Origin of the sequence: Agilicoccus flavus (genome assembly GCF_014857905.1) — a bacterium.
Classification (GTDB): Bacteria; Actinomycetota; Actinomycetes; order Actinomycetales; family Dermatophilaceae; genus Agilicoccus; species Agilicoccus flavus.
This window is the reverse complement of the sequence record NZ_JACYXE010000005.1, coordinates 192944-217371: the sequence shown is the minus strand read 5'-3', so window position 1 is coordinate 217371 and position 24428 is coordinate 192944. Positions and strand designations below refer to the sequence as shown.

Below are 24428 nucleotides of genomic sequence, written 5' to 3'. Positions count from 1 at the left end.
GGTTTGCGCCGCCGCCGGCTCCGGGTGATCCGGCGCCGCTCCGGCTGAGTGTCCTCGCCGACCTGTGCCGGGCTTCCCGGGTCGGTCCGGTGACCGATCCGGTGGTGGCCGGTGTCACCCACGACAGCCGCCGCGTCCGGCCCGGTGATCTGTTCGCCGCGCTGCCCGGGGCTCACCTGCACGGCGTCACCCGCGCCGCCGAGGCCGTGGCCGCCGGGGCCGTCGCCGTCCTCACCGACGTCGCCGGCGCGGGGCGGGATGCGGGTGCCCTCGGCGTCCCCGTCCTCGTCGTGCCGGATCCGCGCCGGGAGCTGGGCCCGGTCGCCGCGGCCGTGCACGGTCATCCCGGACGTGACCTGGTGCTGCTGGGGGTCACGGGCACGAACGGGAAGACGACGACGACCTACCTGATCGACGCGGCCCTGCGTCGGCTCGGACGCACCACCGGACTCGTCGGCACGGTCGTGACCCGCGTGGGGGATCGGTCGTGGCGCAGCGCCATGACGACGCCCGACGCCCCCGACCTGCAGGCCCTCCTCGCCACGATGCGGCGCGAGGCCGCGGAGGTCGTGACCATGGAATGCTCCAGCCACGCCCTGGGCCAGCACCGGCTCGGCGGTCTGCGCTTCGACGTCGTCGCCTTCACCAACCTCACCAGGGAGCATCTCGACCACCACGGCACGATGGAGGAGTACTTCGCGGCGAAGGCCCGGTTGTTCACCCCCGAGCTGGCCCGTGCGGGGATCGTCGTCGTCGACGATCCCTGGGGGCGGCGGCTCGCCGCGCAGGCACGCATCCCGATCGTCACGCTGGCCGGGGGAGCGACGGGGGCGGCGGAGGACGCGGACGCGGACTGGCGGGTGCTCGGTGAGCCGGGTGACGACGCGTTCGTCCTCAGCGGGCCCGCCGGTGACCTGCCGCTCCGGACCCCGCTGCCGGGGGAGCACAACCGCATCGACACCGCCGTCGCGGCGCTCGCGCTCCTCCGCCTCGGATTCCCTCCCCGCCGCGTCGTCGACGCTCTCGAGGGGCCCGTCGCCGTTCCCGGCCGCATGCAATCCCTCGATCTGGGCCCGGGGGCCCCGACCGCCGTCGTCGACTTCGCCCACACCCCCGACGCCGTCGCGGCCACGGCCGGTGCCCTGCGCCGCCGCACGACCGGGCGGCTCGTCGTCACCGTCAGCGCCGGCGGCGATCGCGACCGCGGCAAACGGGGGCCGATCGGTGAGGCGGCCGTCCGCAGCGGCGCGGAGGTCCTCGTCCTCACCGACGACCACCCGCGCACGGAGGACCCGGCCGCGATCCGGGCCGACGTCATGCGGGGCATCCGAGCGGCCTGCGCCGCCGTCCGCGCCGCGGGTGGCACGCCGCCCCTGGTCGTCGAGGTCGCGGAGGGGCGCCGGCGCGCCCTCGACGTCGCGCTCGCGGCCGCGGGCCCGACGGGAACGGTCGCGTTCCTCGGCCTCGGCCCCGATCGGCACCAGCACATCGGGCCCCGCGGCCACCTCGTGCCCTTCGTCGAGACCGACGAGATCCGCGCCGCTTGGGCCCGGATCTCGGCGGGCGCCGCCGAGGCCCCGGCGCAGGCGTCGTGACGGCACGACCCAGGGCTCAGGCGCCCCAGAACTCCCGCAACGACGGCGCCACGTCCCGGGCCTGGGCGAGGCCGGCGGCGTAGGCGGGTGCGCTCGTCGCCGGGTCGAGGACGTTGGCGCCGAACGCGGCCCGACTCGCCGCGTCCGCCTCGACGAGCAGGGCGGCGCCGCGTTCGCGGAGCGTGACGAGCGCCTCGTCGAGGACGGGCCCCAGCGGGCTCCTCGGCCCTTCGGGGGCGCACGCGATGACGAGCACCTTGTCGTGGCCCGCGGCCACGTCGGCGTTGGTGGCCGAGCGCATCCCGCCGTCCATGTAGGGGCGTCCGTCGATGGTGACGAGGGGGTACACGGTCGGCACCGTGCAACTGGCGGCGACCGCGCGGCGCAGCTCGACGCCGGCGGCCTCGTCGAAGACGTGGAACGACCCGTCGAGGGCATCGACGGCGGTGATGCCGAGCCGACCGGCCGGCCAGGCCGCGGGAAGACGGGCCCCGATCCGGTCGATCCACGCCTCCTGGGCCAGGGAGAGCTCGACGCCGCGGGCGTGCTCGCCGAGCCGGGCGCGGACGGCCTGGTGGTCGCCGCCGGCCCGGCCCACCCGCCCGATGAGTTCGACGAAGGCGGCACCGTCGAACGACTGCTGTTCGCGCGGCTGCGCCTCCTCACGCCGCCGGGCCACGCCGACCCCCTCAATGGTGCCGGCCTCGGCATCGGACCGCCGGGTCAGATGGCCGGCCCGCAACGAGACGGCGACGGCCGCCCCGGCGGAGGTGCCGACCACGAGGTCGGCCTCGTCGAGCGCGATCCCGGCCTCCAGCATGCCTGTCAGCAGCCCGCTCTCCCAGGCGATCCCGGCGATCCCGCCGCCGCCGAGCACGACGGCCCGGGTCTCGTGGTCCGTTGGGGTCGGGGGCGTCCCGGTCGTCTCGTCGGTCATGGCGTGACGGTAACCGACCGAGGCCCGGCTCTACCCCCGGGGGCGATGGGGCCGCGCTCAGAACGCGGCAGCGCATACGTCGGCGCTTCTCGGGCATGTCGGCGCCTCGAGCGAGGAGGATCACGGCATGAAGGACATCGCTGCCGTGATCATCCGGGTACTCGGTCTCGTCGCCGTGGCGTGGGTGGGCTTCTGGGCGGGCAACATCGGCTACGACGAGTCCGGGGGCGCGAACATCGGCGCCGGGCTGCTCGCCTTCCTCGTCGTGATGATCGCGACCCTCGTCTGGGCCGTCGTCGACGGGCGCCGGTCGAGGCGCATGGCGGGCGCGCTCGTGGCGCGCTGGGTCGTCGTCGCTGTCGTCCTCGGGGTCCTCTCGGCGTTCCAGGCCCAGGGCTTCGGGACCCGGTCGGGTCTCGACACCGCGGTCCTGCGATCGGACCTGACCTCGTTGGCGCCGTTCACGTTCGGCCTCGTCGCGGTACCGGCCGCGGTCGGCCTCGCGGTGGGGTTCGCTCTCGCCCGCCGGAAGCGGCGGGTGGGCGAGGACCCCCGGCCGGCCGGCGACCGGTAGGCCACGACGGAGCCCGGACACGACGGAGCCGCGGTCGGATCGACCGCGGCTCCGTCGTGCTGCTGAAGAAGCGCGTCAGTTCTGACGGTGCTCCTGGACGTTCTCCTTGGAGTCCTGCGCGCTGGCCTTGACGTCGGAGGCGACGTCCTGGCCCTCACCCTTGACCTTCTCGACGCTCTCCTGAGCGCTGGTCTTCAGGGACTCGGTGGCCTCCTGCACGGGCTCCTTGAGGTTGTCGGCGGCCTCCTGCGCCACGGACTTCGCACCCTCGACGAGGGGCTGCCCCTTCTCCTGAGCCGTCTCCTTGGCCTTGACCGCCAGCTCCCGCTCGCGCTCGGAGACGGGCAGGAGCGAACCGATGAGCCACCCGGCGCCGAGGGCGATGAGCCCGGCCGCGAGGGGGTTGCCCTGCGTCTGGCGGCGGGCCATGCCCGGGGCCTGCTCGACGCGGCTGCGGGCGGTGCCGGCGGCGTCGCGGACCCGGTCTCCGGCGTCGGAGGCGGCGTGGGACACGCGGTCCCCGGCGTGGCCGACGCGGTCGCCGACGGTGGGGCCGTCCGTCTCGTACGAGCCGTAGCCGTAACGCACGTCGTCGCGGTCGTCAGATCCCATGATGCGCTCCTTGAGGCCGCGCCCGGCGCCGACGACGCGGTCCTGGACCTTCTCCGCCTGGCGACGCGCGACGTTGCTCGGCTGGACGGCTTCGCCCAGGGCGTTGACGTTCTGGCTGAGGTTGCCGCGCGTGCGCTCGATCTCGCGGCGCAGGGCCTCGGGATCGTTGCTGTCGGCGGGGTTCGTGTAGTTGCTCATACCCGGTTCTCGTTTCCCTTGAGCGCATCGGGGACAGCCTTCGCGGTCTCCACGGTGCGCGTAACTCCATTGACGTTCTTGAGGTCCTTGCGGCCCATCGAGGCCAGGATGGCCGCGACGACGGCCCAGATCACCGCGACGATGATCGCCGAGATCGTGTGGTTGTCCATGAGATCCCCGAGGCCCCACCAGAGGGCGATCGAGAGGAACAGCAGCACGAAGTGGCCCGCGACCCCGGCCCCGGTGAGCAGGCCGACGCCCTTGCCCGCCTGCTTGGCGGACTGGGACACCTCCGCCTTGGCGAGGGCGGCCTCCTGACGGATCAGCGTCGAGAGGTCGTTGGCGATGTCACCGACGATGGCGCCGACCGCGGAGATCTCGCCCTTCTCGTAGGTGTCGTGGGCGCCGACGATGGGCTCGGCCGGTCGCACGTCGTGGTTGGTCCTCGGCTCACGCTCGGGACCGGGTGTGGCGGCCGTGGCGCCGCCGCTCTGGTCGTACGTGCTCATCGGGGGACGTCACCGTACCCGCGGCGGTCGTCTCCGAGGTCCTGAGCCGGGTAGTCCTGCGCGGGAGCGACCGGGCGGACCGCCGGGTCCTGGTAGCCGGGCTCGCGGTAGGCCGGGTCGGCCGGGTAGGTCTCCGTCGTGGTGTAGGCCGGGCCGCCGGCGACGTAGTTCTCCTCGACGTCCCCGGTGCGCGTGGGGACGGCGCGGCCGGTGCCGTAGCTGACCTGGTGGCTCTGGTACCCCTCGCGGCGCTGGGCCTCGCGCTGGGCGTCGGACTGTAGGCCGCGGGTGAGGCGTCCACCGACGAGACCGACGGTCGCCGCGATGGCGAGGAAGGTGCCGGGGTTGCGACGCGCGTACCGCTTGACGTCGTCAAGCAGGTCGGCGGGCTCGCGGTCGCCGAGCCAGCGCGCGACCTGGTCGACCTGGCCGGCGGCCTGCGAGACGAGGTTCGAGGCGAGGCCGGAGTCGGCGCCGGAGGCCATCTTGTCGAGCTCACCGGAGACCGTGCGCAGGCCCTCCGCGGCGCGCTGCTGCTGGGTGGAGGCCTGCGAGCCGGCCTCGGAGCGCACCTGGTGGAAGAGCTCCTGGGCGTGGCCCTTGGCCTCGCCGACCACCTGCTGGGCCTCGTTGCGGGCCGTCGCGGCGACGTGCTTACCGCCCTGCTGCGCGTCCTGGGCGACGCTCTTGGCCTCGCCGGCGGCGACGTCGCGGGTGGACGGGTCGCTGCCGCGGGTCGTGGGGTCGTAGTACGGGTCGGACATGAGAGTCCCTTTCGTCGATGGGGCTACGGCGGGACGCTCGTGCCTGGCACGGAGCGCATCCGAAGCCGCGCCCAGGCATCTGGGCGCGTACTGCTGACAGAGCGCTACCCCGTTGGGTACCGGACAAACCGAAAACGCCGCGAATGACTGGAACGACGGTTCGAGCACCTCAGCGCGGCGACGCGGGTCCGTGGCACACCCCGGCACGGGTATCGAACTCCAGCGGAATTCGCCCAGAATTCATCCCGGAGATGTCGAGAACGCAGGGACGGCCCCGTCCCCGCAGTGATCGCAGCCACCCGGGCCGCGACCGGACGAAGGAGAGAACCATGGCGAAGTACCTGCTCCTCAAGCATTATCGCGGCGCGCCCGCTGCCGTCAACGACGCCCCCATGGAGGAGTGGACTCCGGCAGAGATCGACGCGCACGTGCAGTACATGAACGACTTCGCCGCCCGTCTGGAACGGAGCGGGGAGTTCGTGGACGGTCAGGCGCTCGCCCCCGACGGGATGTGGGTGCGCTCCGACGGCGAAGGGCGCCCGCCGGTCACCGACGGGCCGTTCGCCGAGACGAAGGACCTCGTCGCGGGCTGGATGACCATCGACGTCGACTCGCGCGAGCGGGCGATCGAGCTGGCCGGAGAGCTGTCCGCCGCCCCCGGGCTGGGCGGGAAGCCGATCCACGAGTGGCTCGAGGTGCGCCCCTTCCTCACCGAGCCGCCGACGGTCACGGAGTGAGCGGATCGTGGACGGTCAGCGGCTGCGGGCGCTGACGCCCGCGGTGATCGGTGTCCTCGTCCGTCGCGGAGCAGATCCCGCGGCGGCCGAGGACGCCGTCGCGGAGGCAGTCCTTGCGGCCCTGCGGCGATGGCCGGCCGGCACGGGTCCCGACTCCGGCCCCGACGACCCGAAGGGGTGGCTCGTCACCGTCGCGTGGCGCCGGTTCCTCGACGCGCAGCGGTCGGACGTGGCCCGGCGCGAGCGGGAGCTACGCGTCGGTGCGGAGCCGCCGCCGGGGCCGGCGCAGGACCGGGACGACACCCTCCGGTTGTACTTCCTGTGCGCCCACCCCGACCTCACCCGCGCCTCCGCCGTGGCGCTCACCCTGCGCGCGGTCAGCGGATTGACCACCCGGCAGATCGCGGCCGCCTACCTCGTGCCCGAGGCGACGATGGCGCAGCGGATCAGCCGGGCCAAGCGCACGGTCGCCGGCGTGCGTCTCGACCGGCCCGGGTCGATCGACACCGTGCTGTCCGTGCTCTATCTCGTCTTCAACGAGGGGTACACGGGGGAGGTCGATCTCGCCGCCGAGGCCATCCGGCTGACCCGCGGTCTCGCGGCCGCCGCCGGCGATCCCGAGGTCGAGGGGTTGCTGGCGCTCATGCTGCTGCATCACGCCCGTCGGCCCGCGCGGATGCGCGGGGGCCGGCTCGTGCCGCTCGCCGAACAGGACCGGTCCCGGTGGGACACGTCGCTGATCGTGGAGGGGATCGCCCGGTTGCAGGCGGCGCTGGCGCAAGATCGGCTGGGGCCCTTCCAGGCCCAGGCCGCGATCGCGGCGCTGCACGCCGACGCCCGGTCGGCCGCGCAGACCGACTGGGTGCAGATCCTCGGCTGGTACGACGAGCTGCTGCGCCTGGCCGACACCCCGATCGTGCGGCTCAACCGGGCCGTGGCCGTCGGGGAGGCCGACGGAGCCCGCGCCGGACTGGTGGAACTCGAGGCGGTCGGCGCCGACGTGCCGCGCAGGGCGGCGGTCGAGGCCTACCTCCGCGAGAAAGGCGGCGACCTCGCGGCGGCAGCCCACCTCTACGCGGAGGCGGCCCGCGCCGCGCCCGACCTGCCCGAGCGCGAGCACCTCACGCGGCAGGCGGCCCGCCTCAACCAGGCGAACCGGCAGCGCCGAGACGGGAGGTGACGTCGGCGGCTCGGGCCTCAGAAGTCCATCGACGACTCGTGCGCCGGGGCGAGGTCGCCCCCGTGGCGCCGCCGGAGGTGGACGCGTCGGGTGAGGCGGATGACGGGGCGGAACAGCATGAGCAGCGAGCCGATGACGAACATCCACGTCGCGCCGTACATCGTCGCGGGGCTGAAGAACAGCACGCTCCCGACGAGGAACAGCAGGCCCGAGCAGATGTCGTTGACGATCGACAGGGTCTCGTAGCGCTGCCGGATCATGAGCTCGTCGCGGCCGATGCGGATGGTGAGGTCGGGGGCGGCGTTCATGGGGCTTCCTGGTGGAGGTTGCGGACGGGCGCCACCAGGGTAGGACCCCCAGCGAGAGGATGGATCTGGCGGACCTGCCCAGGGCGGGCCGCCTATCGCCGGCCGATGAACGCCACCACGTGGCCGAAGGCGGCGCGCGCAGCCCCGTTGTCCCGGTCGAGGGCGGACATATGCCCGTGCCGGGTCTTGCCGTACGTGGCTTCGTCGGTGTGGAAGTAGTACCCCTCCACGCCGTGCTGCTGCAGCTGCTGCGCGGCCAGACGCATATCTGCGGGGAAGCCGTCGTCGGTGCCGGCGGTGAGAATGGTGCGCGGATAGGCGGCCGTCATGAAGGGGATCTGGTTGTACTGCCGACTCAGCTTCTCATCGGGGAAGAGGACCGAGTCGTCGAGGTAGTTGGCCATGAGCAGCCGGATGCGCAGGCCGTCGAAGTTCTCGGGGACCAGCGGCGCGTCGTCCACCACCATGGCACGGACGGCCCGAAGCGGCAGGCGTGGTTCCTCGGTCAGGGGGTAGAGGCGGCGGTACTCGGGGTTGGACAGGATCGCGCCGTACTGGCTGACCATGACCGCTCCGGCCGAAGCCCCGAAGAGGATCACGTCGTCCTGTCGAGGTGGAGTTCCTCGGCGTGTGCGACGAGGTAGTTGACGGCCTCGTTCATCTGGAGGACCGGGTCCGGGAAGTGATGGTCCGGCACCAGGACGTAGTTGATGTTGACGAGGTTGTACCCCTCGAGGATCAACTCGTCGAACAGCTTGTTGCTGTCGTCGGAGGCGGCCATCGGGTCGCCCATGGCCTTGTCGCCGCCGAAGAAGCCGCCGCCGTGCCAATAAATGATCGTCGGGCGTGGGACGGTTTTATCCGCGGTCGCGTAGGAGATGTCGAGGAAGCTGTTGGGGAAGGTGTCGCCGAACCGGATGTCGTTGCGGTAGAGGATTCCGTTGTCCCGGACACGCTCCTGCGGAGGGTGCAGCGGGTGCTTCGGGTTGATCTCGGCCCCGTCCCGGTACAGGGCGGTCTGGAGTGCGCCGACTGCGACCTGGGGTTTGACGACGACGACACCGAGGCCGGTCGCGGTCAGCACGGCCAGCGACAGGCCGAGGATGAGGGCGATTTTGAGCGGCTTCCTCACGAGGTGCTCTTGGGGTCGGTCGTGGGGGCGGTAGGCGAAACGCCGTGCTGGGCGAACCACCTGGCGGTGGCCTGGCGGTAGATCGGAGCACCGGGGCCGAGGTCGAAAGCGTGCCCGGCGTACGGCACCTCGATGCGGCCGAGGTCAGCACCGGCGGCCCGCGCCTCGCGACGACCCCGAGGTGCCCTGCTTCGTCCCCGACGAGTTCGCCGCGGCCGCCGCCGCCGTGCGTCTGCTCATCGACCGCGGCCACCGACGCATCGCGCACGTCAGCGAACCGGCCGGGGACGGCGCCGCCAGGGCGCTACGGCTCGACGGGTACCGCAGCGCCCTGGCCGACGCCGGACTGGGTGACGGGCGGGTCGTCGTGCCCCGATGGAAGCCCCTCGGTTCCAGGGCGGCCGAACTCGCGGCGATGGACCTGCTCGGCGGGGACGACCGCCCCACCGCCGTCTTCGCCTTCAACGACATCGCAGCGATGGGCGACTACCACGCCGCCCGCCGCCTGGGGCTGTCCATCCCCGGCGATCTGTCCGTCGTCGGCTTCGACGACTACGAGAACGTCGCCGACGGCCTCTACCCGGCGCTGACGACGATGGCGCTCCCGCACCGGAGGATGGGTCGGCTGGCCGCGACGGCGCTCCTCGCGCGGTTGGGCATCGTCGACGAGCCGGTGCCGAGCGGGGTCACCCGGGTCGAGTGCCCGCCGGTGGTCCGCGACTCGGTCGGGCCCCCGCGGGGCTGATCCGCGGCGGGCCCCCTCGGCTGTCCGCCTCAGGTCACGTCGGGGTCGCCGGCGTAGGCCGCGTCGCGCGAGCCCACCTTGCGGGCGACGGACAGGTGACCGCCGAGGTAGCCGCCGGCGCCCGCGAGCGACACCCCGGCGAGATTGAGGGCCTGGCCGAGCCCGTGGCGTCCGGAGCGGCGGGCCAGCCAGGAGCCGACCTGCAGACCGGCGGCCACGCCGTTCGCGGCGGCGTGCACGACACCCACCCGCCGGTCGCGGGCCGGTGAGCCCGCGTACTCCGCCCAGCCCGTGAGGGCCGACGGGACGGCCGCGAGGACCCCCAGCCCGACGAGGCGGCGGGCGGCGTCGCGATCGCCCGACCCCCCGAGCACGTCGAGCAGGGTCGCGCTGATCCACGTACCCAGCGGCACCTGGACGAGGAGAGGGTGCACGGCGTGGCCCACCTGCCGGCCCTGCAGGAGGCCGCGCACCCTGGGGTCCGCCACGAGCGCACCGGAGAGTTCGTTGCCGACCGCGACCACCGGATCGAGGGCTGTCGCCTTCTCGAGCGCCAGGACGGCTGGGGTCAGCGGGCTCTCGGCTCGCGGGGATACGTGCGACGTGTGCTCGGAGACGTTCATCGTCGTCTTCTTCCTGTCCGCGGATGAACCTCCAGGCTGGCACTGCCGGGCCGTCACCGCAGCCGCACAGCCGTTCGATGCCGTCCGGGCGGCACCGGATCCGCGGTCAGCCCACCTCGTCGAGGCGGTGCTCGCGGCCCGTCGATCGTGAAACCCCGCCCGGACCCGATCGCTGGGCGAGGACGTCGAGCGCCTCGACGTCCTCGATCTCCCGCTGGGCGCGAGCGGCGGCGCGACGGGATTCGGGGCCCCCATTTGTCAATCTGATTTTAACATCAATCCAGTTTGAGTAGTCTGGAGCGGATGGAGAACGGACCGCGGACACCCCAGGACGAGACGCGGGCGGTCGCTTACGGCGTGCAGCGGATCCTCTTCCTCGCCAACGAGACGGAACGGGAGGTCGGGCGGCTGCTCGGTCTGCGCCCGACCGACTACCGGGCCTTGTCGACGATCATGCAGGCAGGGCCGATGACCGTGGGCGGGTTGGCGAGCGCCGTCGGCGCCACCTACGCGACGACGACGGCCCTGGCCACCCGGCTCGAGGCGGCGGGTCACCTCCGACGTGCGCGGGACGACGCGGATCGACGCAAGGTGCGGTTGCACGTGGAGCAGGCCACGGCCGCCCGGGTGCTCGACCTCATGCGCGGCCCGATGGAGGCCACGACCGCCTACGTCACCGATCTGACCGAGCCCGACCGTGCCGCCGTGGCCGCATTCACCACGGCCGTCGCCGGCGCCCTCGCCGATCACCTGCACACCCTCACCGACGCCGAGCGACCCGGGGCCCGCCCCCGTCGTACTCGCCCGACACGAAAGGACCGTTCGTAAAGATGCCGGATGACACGTCCCCGGCCCGACCCTCCCCCGCCGGTCCCACCGAGGTCATTCGTCGTGGGCGCCGGGCCGGTCGGTCTGGCCGCAGCACTGCTGCTGGCGCACCAGGGGCGGACCGTCACCGTCTACGAAGGCCGGGACGAGCTGCTCCTCACCGACGAGAACAGCTACCCGATCGGTGTCAACGTGCGCGGCCAGGAGGCGCTGCGCCGCATCGACCCCGCCCTGCTGGAGGCCTTGCGCGACACCGGCGAACTCGTCGAGGGGTTCGTCATCCGCAACGGCACCCGGACCGTCGCGAAGCTGCCCTCGGGCACGCTCACCGGGACGACGAGGGCCCGGCTCACCCGCATCCTCTTCGACGCCGCCCGTACGGAGTCGCGGATCCGGATCGTCACCGGCCACCGGCTCCGCACCCTGGACCGCGACGCCCGGCGCCTGGACTTCACGACGACCGCCGACGAGCCGGTCACCGTCGACGCGAGCCGCGCGATCGTGCTGGCTTGCGACGGGGTGTGGTCCCCGGCCCGCGGGTCCCTCGCCGAGGCCGTGCCCGGGTTCCACCCGGTCGTCGGGGACTGGGGCGTGCAGTTTCGCGTCCTGTTCCCAGGCCGGGGCGACCGCGCCCGGTCTGGACCCCGCGCAGCACCACATCTTCACGAGCAAGGGCATCTACACCGCCACCCTGGCGAACGGCGTCTGGTGCATCGCGGTCACGGCGATCACGGGCGACCCCGCCGAGGACCTCCCCCTCTCCACGGACGCCACGGACGCGAACGTCGCCGCACTGCGTGCCCACCTGGCCGAGCACGCCCCGCTCGTCCCGCCGCTGCTGCGCGAGGAGGACTACCGGGCCTACTTCTCCCGCAAGCCCTTCGGCGGCGCGGTCGTCCGGTGCCCACGCATCGCGTTCGACGAATGGCTCGTCCTGCTCGGCGACGCCGCGCACAGCGTCATCCCGCCGACCGGTGAGGGCGTCAACTCGGGCCTGGAGGACGCGTTCCTCCTCGCCGAGACCCTCGCAACCGACTCCGCGACACCCCTGGCCGACTACGAACGGGACCGCTTGCCCGACGTGGAGGCGCTCGGCGAATACGCGTGGCACCGCAAGGAGAACCTGCGCACCACCGACCCGGCGCAGACCGCGAGCAACGTCATCGTGCGGATCCTCCCACGATGAGCGAATGCCTCCACCGTCTCGTTGTCCCGACCTGATGGCGGCCCTGGCCGCGCTGGGCGGCATCGCCACGACCGCCGACCTCGTCGGGTGCGGGTCGGGGGGCGAGAGGGGCGCCCGACGACTGCCGGCCTCGGGGAATGTTTGCCCGGGACCATGAGTTGAGTCAGGTGTACGCAACTTTGCGGAGTCTCGGCTTGACACTCGAGAGCGGGCGACGCAGGGTTTAGTCGAGCATCATCAACTCCGGTCCGCCGACCGGGCGAGATGCCTCCTGATCGGGTCCACGGATCTCCACGCGACACGTCGTCGCAGGTGAGAGACCCGAACAGGCCCCGAACGGGTGGCGTTTCGCTCAACGGCGACCGACCGATCCAGACATGAAGGAGCACCACACATGGCTCGTGCAGTAGGCATCGACCTCGGCACCACCAACTCGGCCGTCTCTGTCCTCGAGGGCAACGAGCCGACGATCATCGCGAACGCCGAGGGTGGCCGCACCACGCCGTCCGTCGTCGCGTTCAGCAAGAACGGCGAGATCCTCGTCGGCGAGATCGCCAAGCGTCAGGCGGTCACCAACGTCGACCGCACCATCCGCTCCGTCAAGCGCCACATGGGCACCGACTGGACGCAGGAGATCGACGGCAAGAAGTACACGGCCCAGGAGATCTCGGCCCGCACGCTCATGAAGCTCAAGCGCGACGCCGAGGCGTACCTCGGTGAGGACGTGACGGACGCCGTCATCACCGTCCCGGCGTACTTCGACGACGCCGAGCGCCAGGCCACCAAGGAAGCCGGCGAGATCGCGGGTCTCAACGTCCTGCGCATCGTCAACGAGCCCACCGCCGCGGCCCTCGCGTACGGCCTCGACAAGGGCAAGGAGGACGAGCTCATCCTCGTCTTCGACCTCGGTGGTGGCACGTTCGACGTGTCCCTCCTCGAGGTGGGCAAGGACCCGGAGGACGGCTTCTCCACCATCCAGGTGCGCGCCACGCACGGTGATAACAAGCTCGGTGGTGACGACTGGGACGACCGCATCGTCAAGCACCTGCTCACCACGGTGAAGAACAACACGGGCGTCGACCTGGCGAACGACAAGATCGCCATGCAGCGTTTGCGCGACGCCGCCGAGCAGGCCAAGAAGGAACTGTCCACCGCCACGAGCACCAACGTGTCGCTGCAGTACCTGTCGATGAGCGAGAACGGCCCGATCCACCTGGACGAGACGATCTCCCGCACCCAGTTCGAGCAGATGACGTCCGACCTCCTCGAGCGCACCAAGGCGCCGTTCCACCAGGTCATCAAGGACGCCGGCATCTCCGTCGGCGACATCGACCACGTCGTCCTCGTCGGCGGCTCCACCCGTATGCCGGCCGTCTCCCAGGTCGTCAAGGAGCTCACCGGCAAGGACCCCAACAAGGGCGTCAACCCGGACGAGGTCGTGGCGGTCGGCGCCTCCCTGCAGGCCGGTGTCCTCAAGGGTGAGCGCAAGGACGTCCTCCTCATCGACGTCACCCCGCTCTCCCTCGGCATCGAGACCAAGGGCGGCCTGATGACCAAGCTCATCGAGCGCAACACGGCCATCCCGACCAAGCGCTCCGAGGTGTTCACCACCGCGGAGGACAACCAGCCGTCGGTGCTCATCCAGGTGTTCCAGGGTGAGCGTGAGCTCGCCAACGCGAACAAGCCGCTCGGCACGTTCGAGCTGACCGGTATCGCGCCCGCGCCCCGGGGCGTGCCGCAGGTCGAGGTCACCTTCGACATCGACGCCAACGGCATCGTGCACGTGTCCGCCAAGGACCGCGGCACCGGCAAGGAACAGTCGATGACGATCTCCGGTGGCTCCGCGCTGCCGAAGGACGAGATCGAGCGCATGGTCCGCGAGGCCGAACAGCACGCCGAGGAGGACAAGAAGCGGCGTGAGGAGGCCGAGGCCCGCAACACCGCGGAGCAGCTCGTCTACTCCACCGACAAGTTCCTCTCGGAGAACGGCGACAAGGTCCCCGAGGACACCAAGAAGCCCGTCACCGAGGCCCTCGACGACCTCAAGGCCGCGCTGGCCAAGACCGGTGACGACGCGGTGTCCGCCGACGAGCTGACCGCCAAGGTCAACACGCTCAACGAGGCGTCCCAGGCGATGGGGTCCGCGATGTACGCCCAGGCGCAGGCCGAGGGCGAGGGCGCGACCCCGGGCGCGGGCGGCGAGGACTTCGCCGGCACGTCCACCGGTGGCGCCGGGTCGACGGGCGGGGCGAGCGACGACGACGTCGTCGACGCCGAGGTCGTCGACGACGACACGCAGGACAAGAAGTGACCGACGCCGGACGTCGGGCGGGGTCGTCGGCTGCGGCCGGCGGCCCCGCCCCGGCGGACGGCGAGGGCTTCGTGTTCCGCGACAAGCGACGCATCGACCCGCAGACCGGACACGTCCGCGGCACAGCCGGCGCGGCCCAGGCCGCGCCGGTGCCGCACCGGGCGCCGGGGCAGAAGGAGGCGAACATGACCGACCAGAGCGGCCGCGAGGCCGACGACAGGCACGAGACCATGGCCGAGGGGGACGACTCCTTCGGCGGGGCCGTCGGCGACCAGCTCCCCGGCGACGACCGCTACCGCGGGCGCCACACGCGCCCCGGCGAGGGCGACGGGGTCGCCACCGAGGGCGGCGAGACGACCGTTCCCGGCGTCCCGGCCGGGTGGCCGACGCCCGAGGGCGACCTCCCGCCGGCGCGTCCGACGTCGCCGGCCGCGAGCGCGGCCTCCGAGGCCGCCGCCCGTGCGGCGTACGAGAACGCCCCGAAGGGGACCCAGCCGGGTGCCGGCGACGCCTCCGTGGACCCCGGCTCCCAGCAGGGCGGCGCCGAGGCCGACGCGAACGCGGTGCTCGCGGCCGAGCGTCTGGCCGACCTGCAGCGCCTGCAGGCCGAGTACGTCAACTACAAGCGTCGCGTCGACCGCGACCGCGAGATCGAGAAGTCGCGCACCGTCGGCTCGGTCATCGAGTCGCTGCTGCCGGTCCTCGACGAGATCCACCTCGCGCGCCAGCACGGGGAGCTCGAGTCGGGCCCGTTCGCGAAGATCGCGGCCAAGCTCGAGGGCGTGCTCGCCAAGCAGGGCGTCGAGCGGTACGGCGAGCCGGGCGAGACCTTCGACCCGACGGTCCACGAGGCGATCATGCACACGCAGGCCGAACTGGCCCCCGGCACGACGGACACCACCGTCGTCCAGGTCATGCAGCCCGGGTACCGGGTGGGTGGCCGGGTCGTGCGGGCCGCGCTCGTCGCCGTCGCCGACCCCCAGTAACGGCCCGATCCTCACGGCGCCCTGCCCTCGGCCGATGCCGTAGCGGGGCGCCGTGTCACACATTCAGCACATCCAGCGTTCAGCGAAGGAGGGACCATGGCCAGTCAGGACTGGTTCGAGAAGGACTTCTACGCCGTCCTCGGGGTGTCGGCCGACGCTGACGCCAAGGAGATCAAGAAGGCCTACCGCTCCCTGGCCCGCAAACACCACCCGGACTCCAAGCCGGGCGACGCGGCGGCCGAGCAGCGTTTCAAGGAGGTCGGGGAGGCGTACGCCGTCCTCTCCGACGCCGAGCAGCGGCGCCAGTATGACGCCATCCGCGCCATGCGCACGGGCGGACCCCGGTTCACCTCCGGTGGACGCGGCGGCGCCGGCGGGGCCGGGTTCGAGGACGTCTTCAGCAACCTCTTCGGTCAGGCGGGCTCGCAGGGCGACCCGCGCTACGCCCGGTCGGGTGGCTTCGGCGGGCCCGGCGGGGCCGACGGTCCCGACCTCGAGGACCTGCTGAGCATGTTCGGGCAGTCCGGCGGCTTCGGCGGTCAGGGCGGCCCCCAGGCGCGGGGCTACGACGCGCCCCGCCCCCCGCGCAAGGGCCGCGACCTGCACGCGACGGCGACGATGTCGTTCCGCCAGGCGGTCATGGGCGACACCGTCCGCGTCAACGGCGTCGGCGGCAAGCCGATCACCGCGCGTATCCCCGCGGGCGTCAAGGACGGGGCGACGATCCGGCTGCGCGGCAAGGGCGAGCCCTCGCCGAACGGCGGCTCGCCCGGCGACGTCCTCCTCAAGGTCGCGGTCACCCCGCATCCCGTGTTCACCCGCGACGGCGACAACCTCACGATCGAGGCCCCGGTGACCATCTCGGAGGCCGCCCTCGGCTCGACGATCTCGGTGCCGACCCTCGACGGCGGGACCGTCAAGCTGCGGCTGACCCCCGGCACGCCCTCGGGGCGGACGCTGCGGGTCAAGGGCCGCGGCGTCCAGCGCAAGGACGGCGCCGGTGACCTGCTCGTCAAGGTGTCGGTGGTCGTGCCGCAGAAGTTGAGCGACGAGGCCCGCCAGGCCGTCGAGGTGCTCCAGCGCCAGGACGCCGATGCCGGGTTCCACCCCCGCGCCGACCTCTTCGCGAAGGCGAAGGGCGACTGACGTGGTCGCCGCCCGTACCGGGGCGAGCACCGGGTTCACCCCCGACGACGACGCCCCCGTCTTCGTCATCTCGGTCGCGGCGCAGCTCGCGGGCATGCACGCCCAGACGCTGCGGCAGTACGACCGGCTCGGCATCGTCGTCCCGCGGCGCACGCGCGGCGGTGGCCGTCGGTACTCGGCGCGCGACGTCACCCGGCTGCGTGAGGTGCAACGCCTCTCGCAGGAGGAGGGCGTCAGCCTGGCCGGCATCAGCCGCATCCTCGACCTCGAGAACCAGGTCACGGCGTTGCAGTCGCGGGTCGCTGAGCTGAGCGACGAGCTCGCGCGCACCCAGGCCGCGCAGCGGGAGCGTCAGCGCGTGTTCGCCGCGGGGGCGGCCGGCGACGTCGTCGCCGTGCGTGCCGGGCAGCGCCCGGCCCGCGCCCCCGCCGCCTCGCGTGCCCTCGTCGTGTGGCGGCCCGGCACGCGCTCCTGACCGACCGGTCCGAGCGGTCCGCGCATCGAACGGCCGGCTCCCCACGCGGGGAGCCGGGCCGTTCGTCGTGTCGTCGGACCGAGGGACCGAGAGACCTCGAGTCAGTTCACCTGCCGCTCCCGGCCCTCCCAGTACGGGGCGCGCAGCTTGAACTTCTGCAGCTTGCCGGTCGCGGTGCGCGCGAGCTCGTCGCGGAACTCCACGGACGTCGGCGCCTTGTAGCCGGCGATCCGCTCCTTGCAGAAGGCGATGAGGTCGGCTTCGCTCAGCTCCGCGCCGGGGGAGCGGACCACGAGCGCCTTGATCGACTCGCCCCACTTGCCGTCGGGCACCCCGATGACGGCGACCTCGGAGACGGCGGGGTGGGAGAAGAGCACGTCCTCCACCTCGATCGACGACACGTTCTCGCCGCCCGTGATGATGACGTCCTTCTTGCGGTCGGCGATCGTCAGGTACCCGTCGTCGCCGATGTGGCCGCCGTCACCGGTGTGCATCCAGCCGTCGCCCTGCGTGCGCTCCGTTTCGTCGGGCAGCTCCCAGTAGCCGTCGCAGACGACGTTGCTGCGGGCGAGCACCTCCCCGTCGGGGGAGGTGCTCAGGGTGACCCCGATCGCGGGCGCACCCGCGCGCATGAGACGCGTCGCGCGCTCCTGGGCGTCGAGACCGTCCCACTCGGGGCGCGTCCGGTTGACGGTGAGCAGGGGCGAGGTCTCGGTCATGCCGTAGATCTGCATGAACTCCCAGCCCAGCTCGGTCTCCATCCGCGCGATCGTCTTCGAGGGCGGCGGCGCGCCCGCCATGACGACGCGGACCCGGCCGCGGCCGGGGGTGTCGCCGTGCTCGTCCTTCCACCGCGGCGCCGCGTCGAGCACGGCGTTGATGACGGCCGGGGCCGCGCACATGACGGTCACCCCGTGGTCGTGCACGCGCCGCAGGATCTCGGTGCCCTCCACCTTGCGCAGGACGACGTGCCGGGCGCCCATCCCCGTCATGACGTACGGCATGCCCCACCCGTTGCAGTGGAACATCGGCAGCGTGTGCAGGTAGACGTCGCGCTCGTCGACCGACAGGTGCAGGCCCATCGTCATCGCGTTGACCCACAGGTTGCGGTGGGTGAGCTGCACGCCCTTCGGGCGCGCGGTCGTCCCGCTCGTGTAGTTGATGGTGGCCGTGGCGTTCTCGTCCGGCTCCCAGGGGCGCGGCTCCACGCCCTCGAGGAAGAGGTCGTCGTCCTCGCCGAGGGTGAAGACGTGCTCGCACTCCACCCGGGCCAGGGCACCGCGCAGCTCCGGGTCGACGAACAGCACCCGCGCACCGGAGTGCTCGACGATGAACTGCACCTCGCCGACCGAGAGCCGAAAGTTGACGGGCACGAGGACCCGGCCCGACCCGCTCACGCCGAAGAAGGCGGTGAACAGCCGGGCGCTGTTGTGCGAGACCATCGCGACGCGCTCGCCCGGCTCGATCCCGAGGGCGTCGAGGCGCGCCGCTATCGCCCGGGCGAGCTGCGCGACCCGGCCGTACGTGAGCTCACCAAGGGAGGCCGCCGGCTGGTCGGGTTCGTCGATCACGCCGACGCGGTCGCGGTAGACGACCTCGGCGCGTTGCAGGAAGTCGGACACGGTGAACGGGACGAACATGCGGGCCTCCCGGCGACGTCGGCGAGCGGGGCCGCCGAGCCGCGGGGCGCCGACGGTCAACCCACCCTAGGGCGCCGACGGGCCCCTCGCCCGGCACTGCGCCGGCCGGTGTCGCGGCGGTAGCGTGTCAGCTCCCGTCCCCGCGCCTCCAGGAGGAAACGTGAGCATCGCGATCCGGACCGTCGCCGTCGTCGGCGCCGGCTACATGGGCGGCGGCATCGCCCAGTGCTTCGCCGACGCCGGCCTGCACGTGACCATCGCCGACGCGGACGCCGAGGCCACCCGCGCGAGCCACGAACGGCTGCTGCGCGAGGCCCGGGAGTTCGAGCGCCTCGACCTCGTGAACGCCGGGTACGCCGACCGCGTCGCCGCGAACCTCCACGTCGCCGACAGCATCGAGGAGGCCGTCGCCGACGTCGACATGATCGAGGAGGTCGTGCCCGAGAACCCCGAGATCAAGGCGTCCGTGCACGCCCGCATCGAGGCGGCCGCCCGCCCGGACGCCGTCTTCGGCTCGAACACCTCGACCATCCCGATCACCGACATGGCGGCGGGGCTGGCCCACCCGGAGCGCTTCCTCGGGGTGCACTTCTCCAACCCGGCGCCGTTCATCCCCGGGGTCGAGATCATCCTCCACCCGGGCACCGACGAGGCCGTGGCCCGCGCCGCCGAGGAGGCCGTCCGCGCGACCGGCAAGCTCACCGCCCGCCTCAAGGACAAGGCCGGCTTCGTCCTCAACCGCCTGCAGTTCACGCTGCTCAAGGAGGCGATGACGATCGTCGAGGAGGGCGTGGCGAGCGCCGACGACGTCGACACGATCGTGCGGACCACCTTCGGGTTCCGGCTGCCGTTCTTCGGCCCGTTCGTCATCGCCGACATGGCGGGCCTCGACACGTACCGCGGGGGATTCGCGACCCTGGAGAAGCACTACGGGGAGCGCCTGAGCTGCCTGGAGTCGCTGGCGGAGCTCGTGGACTCCGGGCACTACGGCGTCAAGTCGGGCGGCGGCTTCGTCGTGCCGGCCGAGGGCAACGAGGCGCTGGTGGAGTACCGCAACACGGCCTACGCCCGCCTGACCCGACTGCTGTCCGACCTCGGCCCCGCCCCGGTGGGCCGGTCGACGGGCGCCGCCGTGACGGAGGCCCCCGCCGAGGCCGACTCGGGGGAACGGCTCGGCTGAGCGCTCGAGGAGCGAGTCCGAGCGCGCATCAGCCGGACGCCGGTCGCCGACAACCACACGAGCCAGGCGGCGACGCCGGGCATCCCCACGAACAGGAGCGGCGAACCGTCCGCGATGGCGACGGCGGCTGCCCCGGCGGCGATCAGCAGGCCGCCGCCGACCAGGCCGAGCAGACGCTGCCACGGTGGCGTCAGCGCGCTCGCGCTCGCCGCCAGCGCAGCGCCGACGAAGGTGGTGCCGAGCGCCCGCAGCGTCAGCGCGAACGCTGCTGCGTGCAGCTGCCAGGTGAGCTCGAACGCCGGGGTCGGCTCGGTGAGCTCGGCGGCGGACAGCACGACTCCGATCCACAGAACGGCGTAGAGCGCGTAGACCGCCGAGAGAGCCGCGGCCGCGGCCACCGCGAGGCGTGAGGAGTCCGCGCCCGCACCCCCGCGACGCCCGACCAGCCCGTGGAGACCGGTGATGAACCCGAGCAGGAGCGGCAGGTTGAGGGCCTCCAGGCCGACCGCGATCGAGACCGCGACCCGGTGCTCCGCATGGAAGGCGAGGACCTCCTCGATCGGGTCCCCGAAGGCGGTGCTCCGGCCCAGATCACCACCGCGTTCTGGATCAGCAACGACGCTGCCAGCGTGATCGCCGTCCCGCCGACGATCCGTTCCCGGTGAGGGGTGAGCGGTGTTCTGGCGAGTGTGGCTGTCCCTCCGGTCGGGGACTGCCCTGGCGCTTTCATGTTCGCTGCTGGGCGCGCTCGGCCGCCCGGCTGGTCGGCATGGCCGGCATGGTCGCCGACGGTGCGGTGCGGGGCCAGGTCCACGCGGAGCGCAGGATGAACGCGAGCAGGAGCAGTTCCAGCGTGACGCCGACGACGTAGAAGTACATCCAGGACTTGCCCACCTGGCCCACCGCGTTGAAGGCCGCGAAGGGGACCTGGATCGAGGCCACGACGAGGTTCGTGATGCGGTTGGCCCGGGCGGGCAGCGCCATCGACAGCATGACCATGACGATGGGGATCGCCAGGAGGCTCAGCGCGGTGAGCGCCCAGGTCTGGGTGATGTCGAACTGCCAGACGACGCCGACGAGGATGTCACTGACGGTGCCGGGCTTGTAGAAGGCGAGGATGTCCACGTAGACGTACAGGAACAAGAAGCTGGTCCATGCGGCGGCGAGCTTGGCCTGCACGGGGATCGGCGGGTCGGCGAGCGGGTTCGGGGTGGTCGTTCGGGTGGTCATCGGTACGTCCTTCGACAGTGGCTGTCCCTCCGGTCGAGTGGCAGGAGGTCCGGGCGTGCCCTGGCACGGCTCGGGTCGTTCTTCGGTCCCGTCGTCAGAGGGTGACGACGACCTTCCCTCGGGTGTGGCCGGCCCCGACGTAGCGCAGGGCGTCGGCGGCTTCGTCGAGGGGGTAGGTGCGGTCGATGAGGGGCGTGACCTGCCCGGTCGCGATGAGGTCCGCCAGCGTGAGCAGGTCCTGGCGCTTCTCGACCGACACGAGGGGCTTCAGCCGCTGCCGCGTGAACCCCGACAGCACTCGGGCCGTGACGATCCGAGGGAGGGGGCCGAGCACGCGGCCACCGCGCCCGCTGTTGGGGATGAGGGTGCCGGTCGGCGCCAGCGCCCTGCGGATCGCCGCGAGGGGTTGGGCCTCCACGTTGTCGAGGACGACGTCGTAGCGCTGCCCGGTGCGGGCGACGTCGGTCTGCGTGTAGTCGACGACGTGGTCGGCACCGAGGGAGCGGACGAGGTCGACGTTGCGGGTGCTGCACACCGCCGTCACCTCGGCGCCGAACGCCGTGGCGATCTGGACGGCGAAGGACCCCACCCCGCCCGACGCGCCTGTGATCAACACACTCTGGCCCGGTCGGACGTCGGCGATGTCGCGCAGGGCCTGCAACGCCGTCAGGCCAGACGTGGGCACCGCGGCCGCCTCCACGACCGACAGGTCGGCCGGCACGGGCACGAGGTGGTCGGCCGGGACGCAGGCGTACTCCGCGAGCGTTCCGGTCGTGCTCCAACCGAACACCTCGTCACCGGGTCGGCACGCGGTGACATCCGTCCCGACCGCGGCCACCACGCCGGCGAGGTCCCGACCGGGGATGCCGTGGCGTGGCCGGCGGAGCCCGAAGACCAGGCGCAGCACGTACGGCTCACCGGTCAGGACGAAGTAGTCGCCGATGTGTACCGCGGCCGCGCCCACCCGGACGAGCGCATCCCGTCGACCCGGCTCCGGTATCCCGATCCGGGACGACTCAAGCACGGAAGGCGGGCCGTAGCGGTGCTGTACGGCGGCCCGCATCGTCGCCGGCCGGATGGGCCTCGCCCCCGGCACCGGACGTGCTCCGGGAATCGATCGCTGTTCGGCTTCCACGGGAAGCCTCCTCACGTCCTCGACGACTCGCTCGTTCGTACGGCGTACGAAACCGGTCGTACGCTGTACTATGGGCGTACGCCGTACGAATGTCAATCGTGTTCGAGCGGGAAAGGAGACCGGTGTCGGTGAGGAACCAACCCCAGGTCGCGTCGGACGCGGGTCTGAGCAAGCAGCGGGTGGTGGCCGAGGCGATCCGGCTCGCCGACCGTGAGGGGGTCGACGGGCTGAGCATGCGCCGGCTGGCCGGCGAGCTCGGCGCGGGGGCGATGTCGCTCTACCACTACGTGGCGAACAAGGACGAGCTGCTGGACGCCATGATCGACGTCGTGTTCGAGGAGATCGAGCTCCCGCCCGAGGACACCGACTGGCAGTCGGCGATGCGACAGCGGGCGGTCTCGGCGCGACAGGTTCTCGCGCGCCACCCCTGGGCGCTGGGCCTGATGGAGTCGCGGACATCGCCGGGGCCGGCCAACATCCGCCACCACGAAGCGGTCCTGGCGTGCCTGCGCAGGGCCGGCTTCCCGATCCTGATGGCGACGCACGCCTACTGGGTGCTCGACAGCTACGTCTACGGTTTCGCCCTGCAGGAGGCCGGGCTGCCGTTCGACACCGCCGAGGAACTCGCGGCCATGGCCGAGGATGTGTTCCTGCCCCAGCTTCCGCCCGAGGAGTTCCCCTACCTCAACGAATCCGCCGGGGCGCTCGTCGCCGCCGGTCAAGGCCCGCCGGAGGAGTTCATCTTCGGCCTCGACCTCGTCCTGGACGCCCTCGGGCGCCTCAGGCCCTCCGCGTAGCGACGGCCCTCCGCGTAGCGACGGCCCTCCGCGGCGCGAGGTCAGGAGCGCGGCAGGAACCGCTCCTCGCGGAGGCTGTCCTCGATCTCCTCGAGTGAGCGGCCCTTGGTCTCGGGGACGCGCCGATAGATGACGACCCACGCGACGAGGTTGAGGGCGGCGTAGACGAGCATCGCCCCGCCCGGGGTGAGGGCGTTGACGACGCTGAGCGCGGTCACGGTGATGAGCAGGTTCGAGCCCCACAGGGCCATGGCGTGCATGCTCGTCGCCGCCGACCGGATCTGCAGGGGGTAGAGCTCGGAGCCCATGAGCCAGCCGACGACCTGGATGCCGCCCGCTTGGAAGAACATGAACAGCAGGAGGAACGTCAGCGCCCACGGCAGGCTCGGGTGGTCGCCGCCGACGAACATGACGATGCCGAAGCCGGCGATGCACACGGCCGCCGGGGGCAGCGTCCACAGCATGAGGGAGCGGCGCCCGATCTTGTCGACGAAGAGCTTCCCGGCGGCCGTCATCGTGAGGTAGACGACGCCGACGGCCACGTTGACCCACAGCGAGACGTCGTCGGCGAACCCGGCCTGCCGCAGCAGCGTCGGCGTGTAGTAGATCATCATCTCCAGGCCCGTGATCTGCGTGAAGACCGCGACCATGACGCCGGCGAAGATGGCGGGCCGCAGCCACTTCTCGTGGAAGATCGCGTGCCACTCGCCCTCGTCGGCGGACTTCTCGACCTCGACCTGGTGGATCCGCTCGATGTCCTTCACCTCGTCCGCGGCGGCCTCGCGCGTGGGGCGCATCCGGTGGAGGACGTCGAGGGCCTCGTCGGAGCGGTCGCGGGCGACGAGCCAGCGGGGGCTCTCGGGCTGGGCGAGGATGCCGACGAGCAGGACGACCGCCGGGACCACGGCGCCGGCGATCTTCCACTCCCACGGCACGTCGTGGAAGGCGAGGTTGACGACCGCGGCCGTGAGGATCCCGACGCCGATGGCGACGTTGAAGAAGGTCACGTAGCTGCCGCGGCGTTCGTGCGGGGCGAGCTCGCCGATGTACGCGGGGATGGTCTGGGTGCATCCGCCGACGGCGAGGCCGAGGAAGAAGCGGCTGATCATCAGGCTGGTCGGGTTGGGGGAGACGGCGCACAGGAGCACCCCGACGGCGAAGATCGCCGCCACGATCACGATCGACTTCTTGCGCCCGATGCGGTGCGACAGGTGGCCCATGGCCAGCGCGCCGACGACTGCACCGGCGAGGATGAGCGCCGTGATGAGCTCGGCGAGCACCCCGTGGGAGTCGATGCCGTAGTCCTTGGTGATCTGCGGCAACGTGCCGGAGATGACGCCGGTGTCGTAGCCGTAGAGGAGGCCGCCGAGGGCGGCGACCAGGGCGACGCGCAGGATGTTGCCGCTCGCGGCGTCGCCGGTGTCGTCGTTCTCCGCGCCGCGGCCGCCGGTCATCGGGTTCGCGCTCAACTCGGATCCTCTCGGAGCATGCTGAGGCCGCCGTCGTCGTCCGCGACCGTGGGTGAAACCCGCTCAGGCTAGCGGTGGCCGCGGGCCCGAGGTCGGATCCGGCGGCGCCGTTCTCGGTGTCGGCCCGGCCG

27 protein-coding genes and 1 pseudogene are annotated in these 24428 nt (G+C 72.3%); 15 read left to right on the top strand and 13 right to left on the bottom strand.

The features are described 5' to 3' along the window. Positions 1–89: 89 nt before the first annotated feature. Positions 90–1595 (top strand): Mur ligase family protein, encoded by a 1506-nt coding sequence (locus ICW24_RS09760; RefSeq protein ID WP_226345528.1) that lies wholly within the window; start codon positions 90–92, stop codon positions 1593–1595. Positions 1596–1611: 16 nt separating this feature from the next. Here ICW24_RS09760 and ICW24_RS09755 read toward each other — a convergent pair whose 3' ends face one another. Then, positions 1612–2532: a patatin-like phospholipase family protein gene (locus tag ICW24_RS09755; RefSeq protein WP_226345527.1), complete on the bottom strand. Its 921-nt coding sequence runs from the start codon at positions 2530–2532 to the stop codon at positions 1612–1614. A 127-nt stretch (positions 2533–2659) separates the two neighbouring features. Here ICW24_RS09755 and ICW24_RS09750 point away from each other — a divergent pair, with 127 nt between their 5' ends. Then, entirely contained in the window at positions 2660–3106 is a 447-nt protein-coding gene (locus tag ICW24_RS09750) for a hypothetical protein (protein WP_226345526.1), read from the top strand. Between the two features lie 75 nt (positions 3107–3181). Here ICW24_RS09750 and ICW24_RS09745 read toward each other — a convergent pair whose 3' ends face one another. Genes ICW24_RS09745 through ICW24_RS09735 form a run of 3 tightly spaced genes read right to left on the bottom strand, consistent with a single transcriptional unit; the run spans position 3182 to position 5189 of the window. Beyond that, the gene (locus ICW24_RS09745; RefSeq protein WP_226345525.1) at positions 3182–3916 is read right to left on the bottom strand and encodes a DUF3618 domain-containing protein; all 735 of its coding nucleotides are present in this window, start codon (positions 3914–3916) and stop codon (positions 3182–3184) included. Further along, complete coding sequence (locus ICW24_RS09740; protein WP_264176426.1) at positions 3913–4425, bottom strand: phage holin family protein; 513 nt, start codon at positions 4423–4425, stop codon at positions 3913–3915. The genes ICW24_RS09745 and ICW24_RS09740 overlap by 4 nt, the downstream gene beginning before the upstream one ends. Further along, positions 4422–5189 (bottom strand): F0F1 ATP synthase subunit B family protein, encoded by a 768-nt coding sequence (locus ICW24_RS09735; RefSeq protein ID WP_226345524.1) that lies wholly within the window; start codon positions 5187–5189, stop codon positions 4422–4424. Before ICW24_RS09735 ends, ICW24_RS09740 begins: the two co-directional genes overlap by 4 nt. Before the next feature lie 329 nt (positions 5190–5518). On the opposite strand from ICW24_RS09735, the gene ICW24_RS09730 reads away from it, so the two are divergent. Both ICW24_RS09730 and ICW24_RS09725 read left to right on the top strand, forming a co-directional pair. After that, positions 5519–5926: a YciI family protein gene (locus ICW24_RS09730; protein WP_226345523.1), complete on the top strand. Its 408-nt coding sequence runs from the start codon at positions 5519–5521 to the stop codon at positions 5924–5926. Between the two features lie 7 nt (positions 5927–5933). Next, entirely contained in the window at positions 5934–7106 is a 1173-nt protein-coding gene (locus ICW24_RS09725; RefSeq protein ID WP_226345522.1) for an RNA polymerase sigma factor, read from the top strand. A 17-nt stretch (positions 7107–7123) separates the two neighbouring features. Here ICW24_RS09725 and ICW24_RS09720 read toward each other — a convergent pair whose 3' ends face one another. From ICW24_RS09720 to ICW24_RS09710, 3 genes are all read right to left on the bottom strand, one after another. Further along, on the bottom strand, positions 7124–7414 hold the full coding sequence (locus ICW24_RS09720; protein ID WP_226345521.1) for a YrhK family protein: 291 nt from the start codon (positions 7412–7414) through the stop codon (positions 7124–7126). Between the two features lie 92 nt (positions 7415–7506). Next, the gene (locus tag ICW24_RS09715) at positions 7507–7980 is read right to left on the bottom strand and encodes a hypothetical protein (protein ID WP_226345520.1); all 474 of its coding nucleotides are present in this window, start codon (positions 7978–7980) and stop codon (positions 7507–7509) included. 29 nt (positions 7981–8009) lie between these two features. Continuing rightward, positions 8010–8546: an alpha/beta hydrolase gene (locus ICW24_RS09710; RefSeq protein ID WP_226345519.1), complete on the bottom strand. Its 537-nt coding sequence runs from the start codon at positions 8544–8546 to the stop codon at positions 8010–8012. Between the two features lie 181 nt (positions 8547–8727). Here ICW24_RS09710 and ICW24_RS09705 point away from each other — a divergent pair, with 181 nt between their 5' ends. Then, complete coding sequence (locus tag ICW24_RS09705; RefSeq protein ID WP_226345518.1) at positions 8728–9291, top strand: substrate-binding domain-containing protein; 564 nt, start codon at positions 8728–8730, stop codon at positions 9289–9291. A gap of 29 nt (positions 9292–9320) precedes the next feature. Here the strand turns inward: ICW24_RS09705 and ICW24_RS09700 are convergent, their stop codons facing one another. Beyond that, positions 9321–9914: a DUF2231 domain-containing protein gene (locus ICW24_RS09700; protein ID WP_226345517.1), complete on the bottom strand. Its 594-nt coding sequence runs from the start codon at positions 9912–9914 to the stop codon at positions 9321–9323. Positions 9915–10217: 303 nt separating this feature from the next. Between ICW24_RS09700 and ICW24_RS09695 the strand changes: the two genes are divergently transcribed. From ICW24_RS09695 to ICW24_RS09665, 7 genes and pseudogenes are all read left to right on the top strand, one after another. Then, on the top strand, positions 10218–10742 hold the full coding sequence (locus tag ICW24_RS09695; RefSeq protein ID WP_226345516.1) for a MarR family transcriptional regulator: 525 nt from the start codon (positions 10218–10220) through the stop codon (positions 10740–10742). 9 nt (positions 10743–10751) lie between these two features. Then, on the top strand, positions 10752–11720 hold the full coding sequence (locus ICW24_RS09690; RefSeq protein ID WP_226345579.1) for an FAD-dependent oxidoreductase: 969 nt from the start codon (positions 10752–10754) through the stop codon (positions 11718–11720). After that, positions 11677–11769, top strand: a pseudogene (locus ICW24_RS19325) (FAD-dependent monooxygenase); the annotation flags it as partial. The gene ICW24_RS09690 and the pseudogene ICW24_RS19325, both read left to right, overlap by 44 nt. 553 nt (positions 11770–12322) lie before the next feature. After that, complete coding sequence (dnaK, locus tag ICW24_RS09680) at positions 12323–14239, top strand: molecular chaperone DnaK (RefSeq protein WP_226345515.1); 1917 nt, start codon at positions 12323–12325, stop codon at positions 14237–14239. Continuing rightward, positions 14236–15225, top strand: a complete 990-nt coding sequence (grpE, locus tag ICW24_RS19705; protein ID WP_307781324.1) for a nucleotide exchange factor GrpE — start codon at positions 14236–14238, stop codon at positions 15223–15225. The genes dnaK and grpE overlap by 4 nt, the downstream gene beginning before the upstream one ends. A 96-nt stretch (positions 15226–15321) precedes the next feature. Continuing rightward, entirely contained in the window at positions 15322–16371 is a 1050-nt protein-coding gene (locus tag ICW24_RS09670; RefSeq protein WP_226345514.1) for a DnaJ C-terminal domain-containing protein, read from the top strand. Between the two features lie 94 nt (positions 16372–16465). Continuing rightward, positions 16466–16846: a heat shock protein transcriptional repressor HspR gene (locus ICW24_RS09665; protein WP_372360568.1), complete on the top strand. Its 381-nt coding sequence runs from the start codon at positions 16466–16468 to the stop codon at positions 16844–16846. A 101-nt stretch (positions 16847–16947) separates the two neighbouring features. Here ICW24_RS09665 and ICW24_RS09660 read toward each other — a convergent pair whose 3' ends face one another. Continuing rightward, positions 16948–18486 (bottom strand): AMP-binding protein, encoded by a 1539-nt coding sequence (locus ICW24_RS09660; RefSeq protein WP_226345512.1) that lies wholly within the window; start codon positions 18484–18486, stop codon positions 16948–16950. A 166-nt stretch (positions 18487–18652) separates the two neighbouring features. On the opposite strand from ICW24_RS09660, the gene ICW24_RS09655 reads away from it, so the two are divergent. Continuing rightward, positions 18653–19666 (top strand): 3-hydroxyacyl-CoA dehydrogenase family protein, encoded by a 1014-nt coding sequence (locus ICW24_RS09655; protein ID WP_226345577.1) that lies wholly within the window; start codon positions 18653–18655, stop codon positions 19664–19666. Here ICW24_RS09655 and ICW24_RS09650 read toward each other — a convergent pair. After that, positions 19549–20064 carry a hypothetical protein gene (locus ICW24_RS09650; RefSeq protein WP_226345511.1) on the bottom strand — a complete coding sequence of 172 codons (516 nt, stop codon included), beginning with the start codon at positions 20062–20064 and terminating at the stop codon, positions 19549–19551. The genes ICW24_RS09655 and ICW24_RS09650 overlap by 118 nt on opposite strands. A gap of 51 nt (positions 20065–20115) precedes the next feature. On the opposite strand from ICW24_RS09650, the gene ICW24_RS09645 reads away from it, so the two are divergent. Then, positions 20116–20331 carry a hypothetical protein gene (locus tag ICW24_RS09645; RefSeq protein WP_226345510.1) on the top strand — a complete coding sequence of 72 codons (216 nt, stop codon included), beginning with the start codon at positions 20116–20118 and terminating at the stop codon, positions 20329–20331. Positions 20332–20392: 61 nt separating this feature from the next. Here the strand turns inward: ICW24_RS09645 and ICW24_RS09640 are convergent, their stop codons facing one another. Both ICW24_RS09640 and ICW24_RS09635 read right to left on the bottom strand, forming a co-directional pair. After that, complete coding sequence (locus ICW24_RS09640; protein ID WP_226345509.1) at positions 20393–20896, bottom strand: DUF6326 family protein; 504 nt, start codon at positions 20894–20896, stop codon at positions 20393–20395. A 94-nt stretch (positions 20897–20990) separates the two neighbouring features. Beyond that, positions 20991–21920 carry an NAD(P)-dependent alcohol dehydrogenase gene (locus tag ICW24_RS09635; RefSeq protein WP_226345508.1) on the bottom strand — a complete coding sequence of 310 codons (930 nt, stop codon included), beginning with the start codon at positions 21918–21920 and terminating at the stop codon, positions 20991–20993. Between the two features lie 233 nt (positions 21921–22153). Between ICW24_RS09635 and ICW24_RS09630 the strand changes: the two genes are divergently transcribed. Beyond that, a complete protein-coding gene (locus ICW24_RS09630) occupies positions 22154–22828 on the top strand; it encodes a TetR/AcrR family transcriptional regulator C-terminal domain-containing protein (protein ID WP_226345507.1) in 675 nt (224 codons plus the stop codon). 41 nt (positions 22829–22869) lie between these two features. Here the strand turns inward: ICW24_RS09630 and ICW24_RS09625 are convergent, their stop codons facing one another. After that, positions 22870–24297 (bottom strand): sugar porter family MFS transporter, encoded by a 1428-nt coding sequence (locus ICW24_RS09625; RefSeq protein WP_226345506.1) that lies wholly within the window; start codon positions 24295–24297, stop codon positions 22870–22872. Positions 24298–24428: the final 131 nt, after the last annotated feature.

Coding starts and splice junctions, on each gene's coding strand:
- ICW24_RS09755 (WP_226345527.1), bottom strand. CDS start 2,532: ATGACCGACGAGACGACCGGGACGCCCCCGACCCCAACGGACCACGAG.
- ICW24_RS09750 (WP_226345526.1), top strand. CDS start 2,660: ATGAAGGACATCGCTGCCGTGATCATCCGGGTACTCGGTCTCGTCGCC.
- ICW24_RS09745 (WP_226345525.1), bottom strand. CDS start 3,916: ATGAGCAACTACACGAACCCCGCCGACAGCAACGATCCCGAGGCCCTG.
- ICW24_RS09740 (WP_264176426.1), bottom strand. CDS start 4,425: ATGAGCACGTACGACCAGAGCGGCGGCGCCACGGCCGCCACACCCGGT.
- ICW24_RS09735 (WP_226345524.1), bottom strand. CDS start 5,189: ATGTCCGACCCGTACTACGACCCCACGACCCGCGGCAGCGACCCGTCC.
- ICW24_RS09730 (WP_226345523.1), top strand. CDS start 5,519: ATGGCGAAGTACCTGCTCCTCAAGCATTATCGCGGCGCGCCCGCTGCC.
- ICW24_RS09720 (WP_226345521.1), bottom strand. CDS start 7,414: ATGAACGCCGCCCCCGACCTCACCATCCGCATCGGCCGCGACGAGCTC.
- ICW24_RS09715 (WP_226345520.1), bottom strand. CDS start 7,980: ATGGTCAGCCAGTACGGCGCGATCCTGTCCAACCCCGAGTACCGCCGC.
- ICW24_RS09700 (WP_226345517.1), bottom strand. CDS start 9,914: ATGAACGTCTCCGAGCACACGTCGCACGTATCCCCGCGAGCCGAGAGC.
- ICW24_RS09695 (WP_226345516.1), top strand. CDS start 10,218: ATGGAGAACGGACCGCGGACACCCCAGGACGAGACGCGGGCGGTCGCT.
- ICW24_RS09690 (WP_226345579.1), top strand. CDS start 10,752: ATGACACGTCCCCGGCCCGACCCTCCCCCGCCGGTCCCACCGAGGTCA.
- dnaK (WP_226345515.1), top strand. CDS start 12,323: ATGGCTCGTGCAGTAGGCATCGACCTCGGCACCACCAACTCGGCCGTC.
- ICW24_RS09670 (WP_226345514.1), top strand. CDS start 15,322: ATGGCCAGTCAGGACTGGTTCGAGAAGGACTTCTACGCCGTCCTCGGG.
- ICW24_RS09665 (WP_372360568.1), top strand. CDS start 16,466: ATGCACGCCCAGACGCTGCGGCAGTACGACCGGCTCGGCATCGTCGTC.
- ICW24_RS09660 (WP_226345512.1), bottom strand. CDS start 18,486: ATGTTCGTCCCGTTCACCGTGTCCGACTTCCTGCAACGCGCCGAGGTC.
- ICW24_RS09640 (WP_226345509.1), bottom strand. CDS start 20,896: ATGACCACCCGAACGACCACCCCGAACCCGCTCGCCGACCCGCCGATC.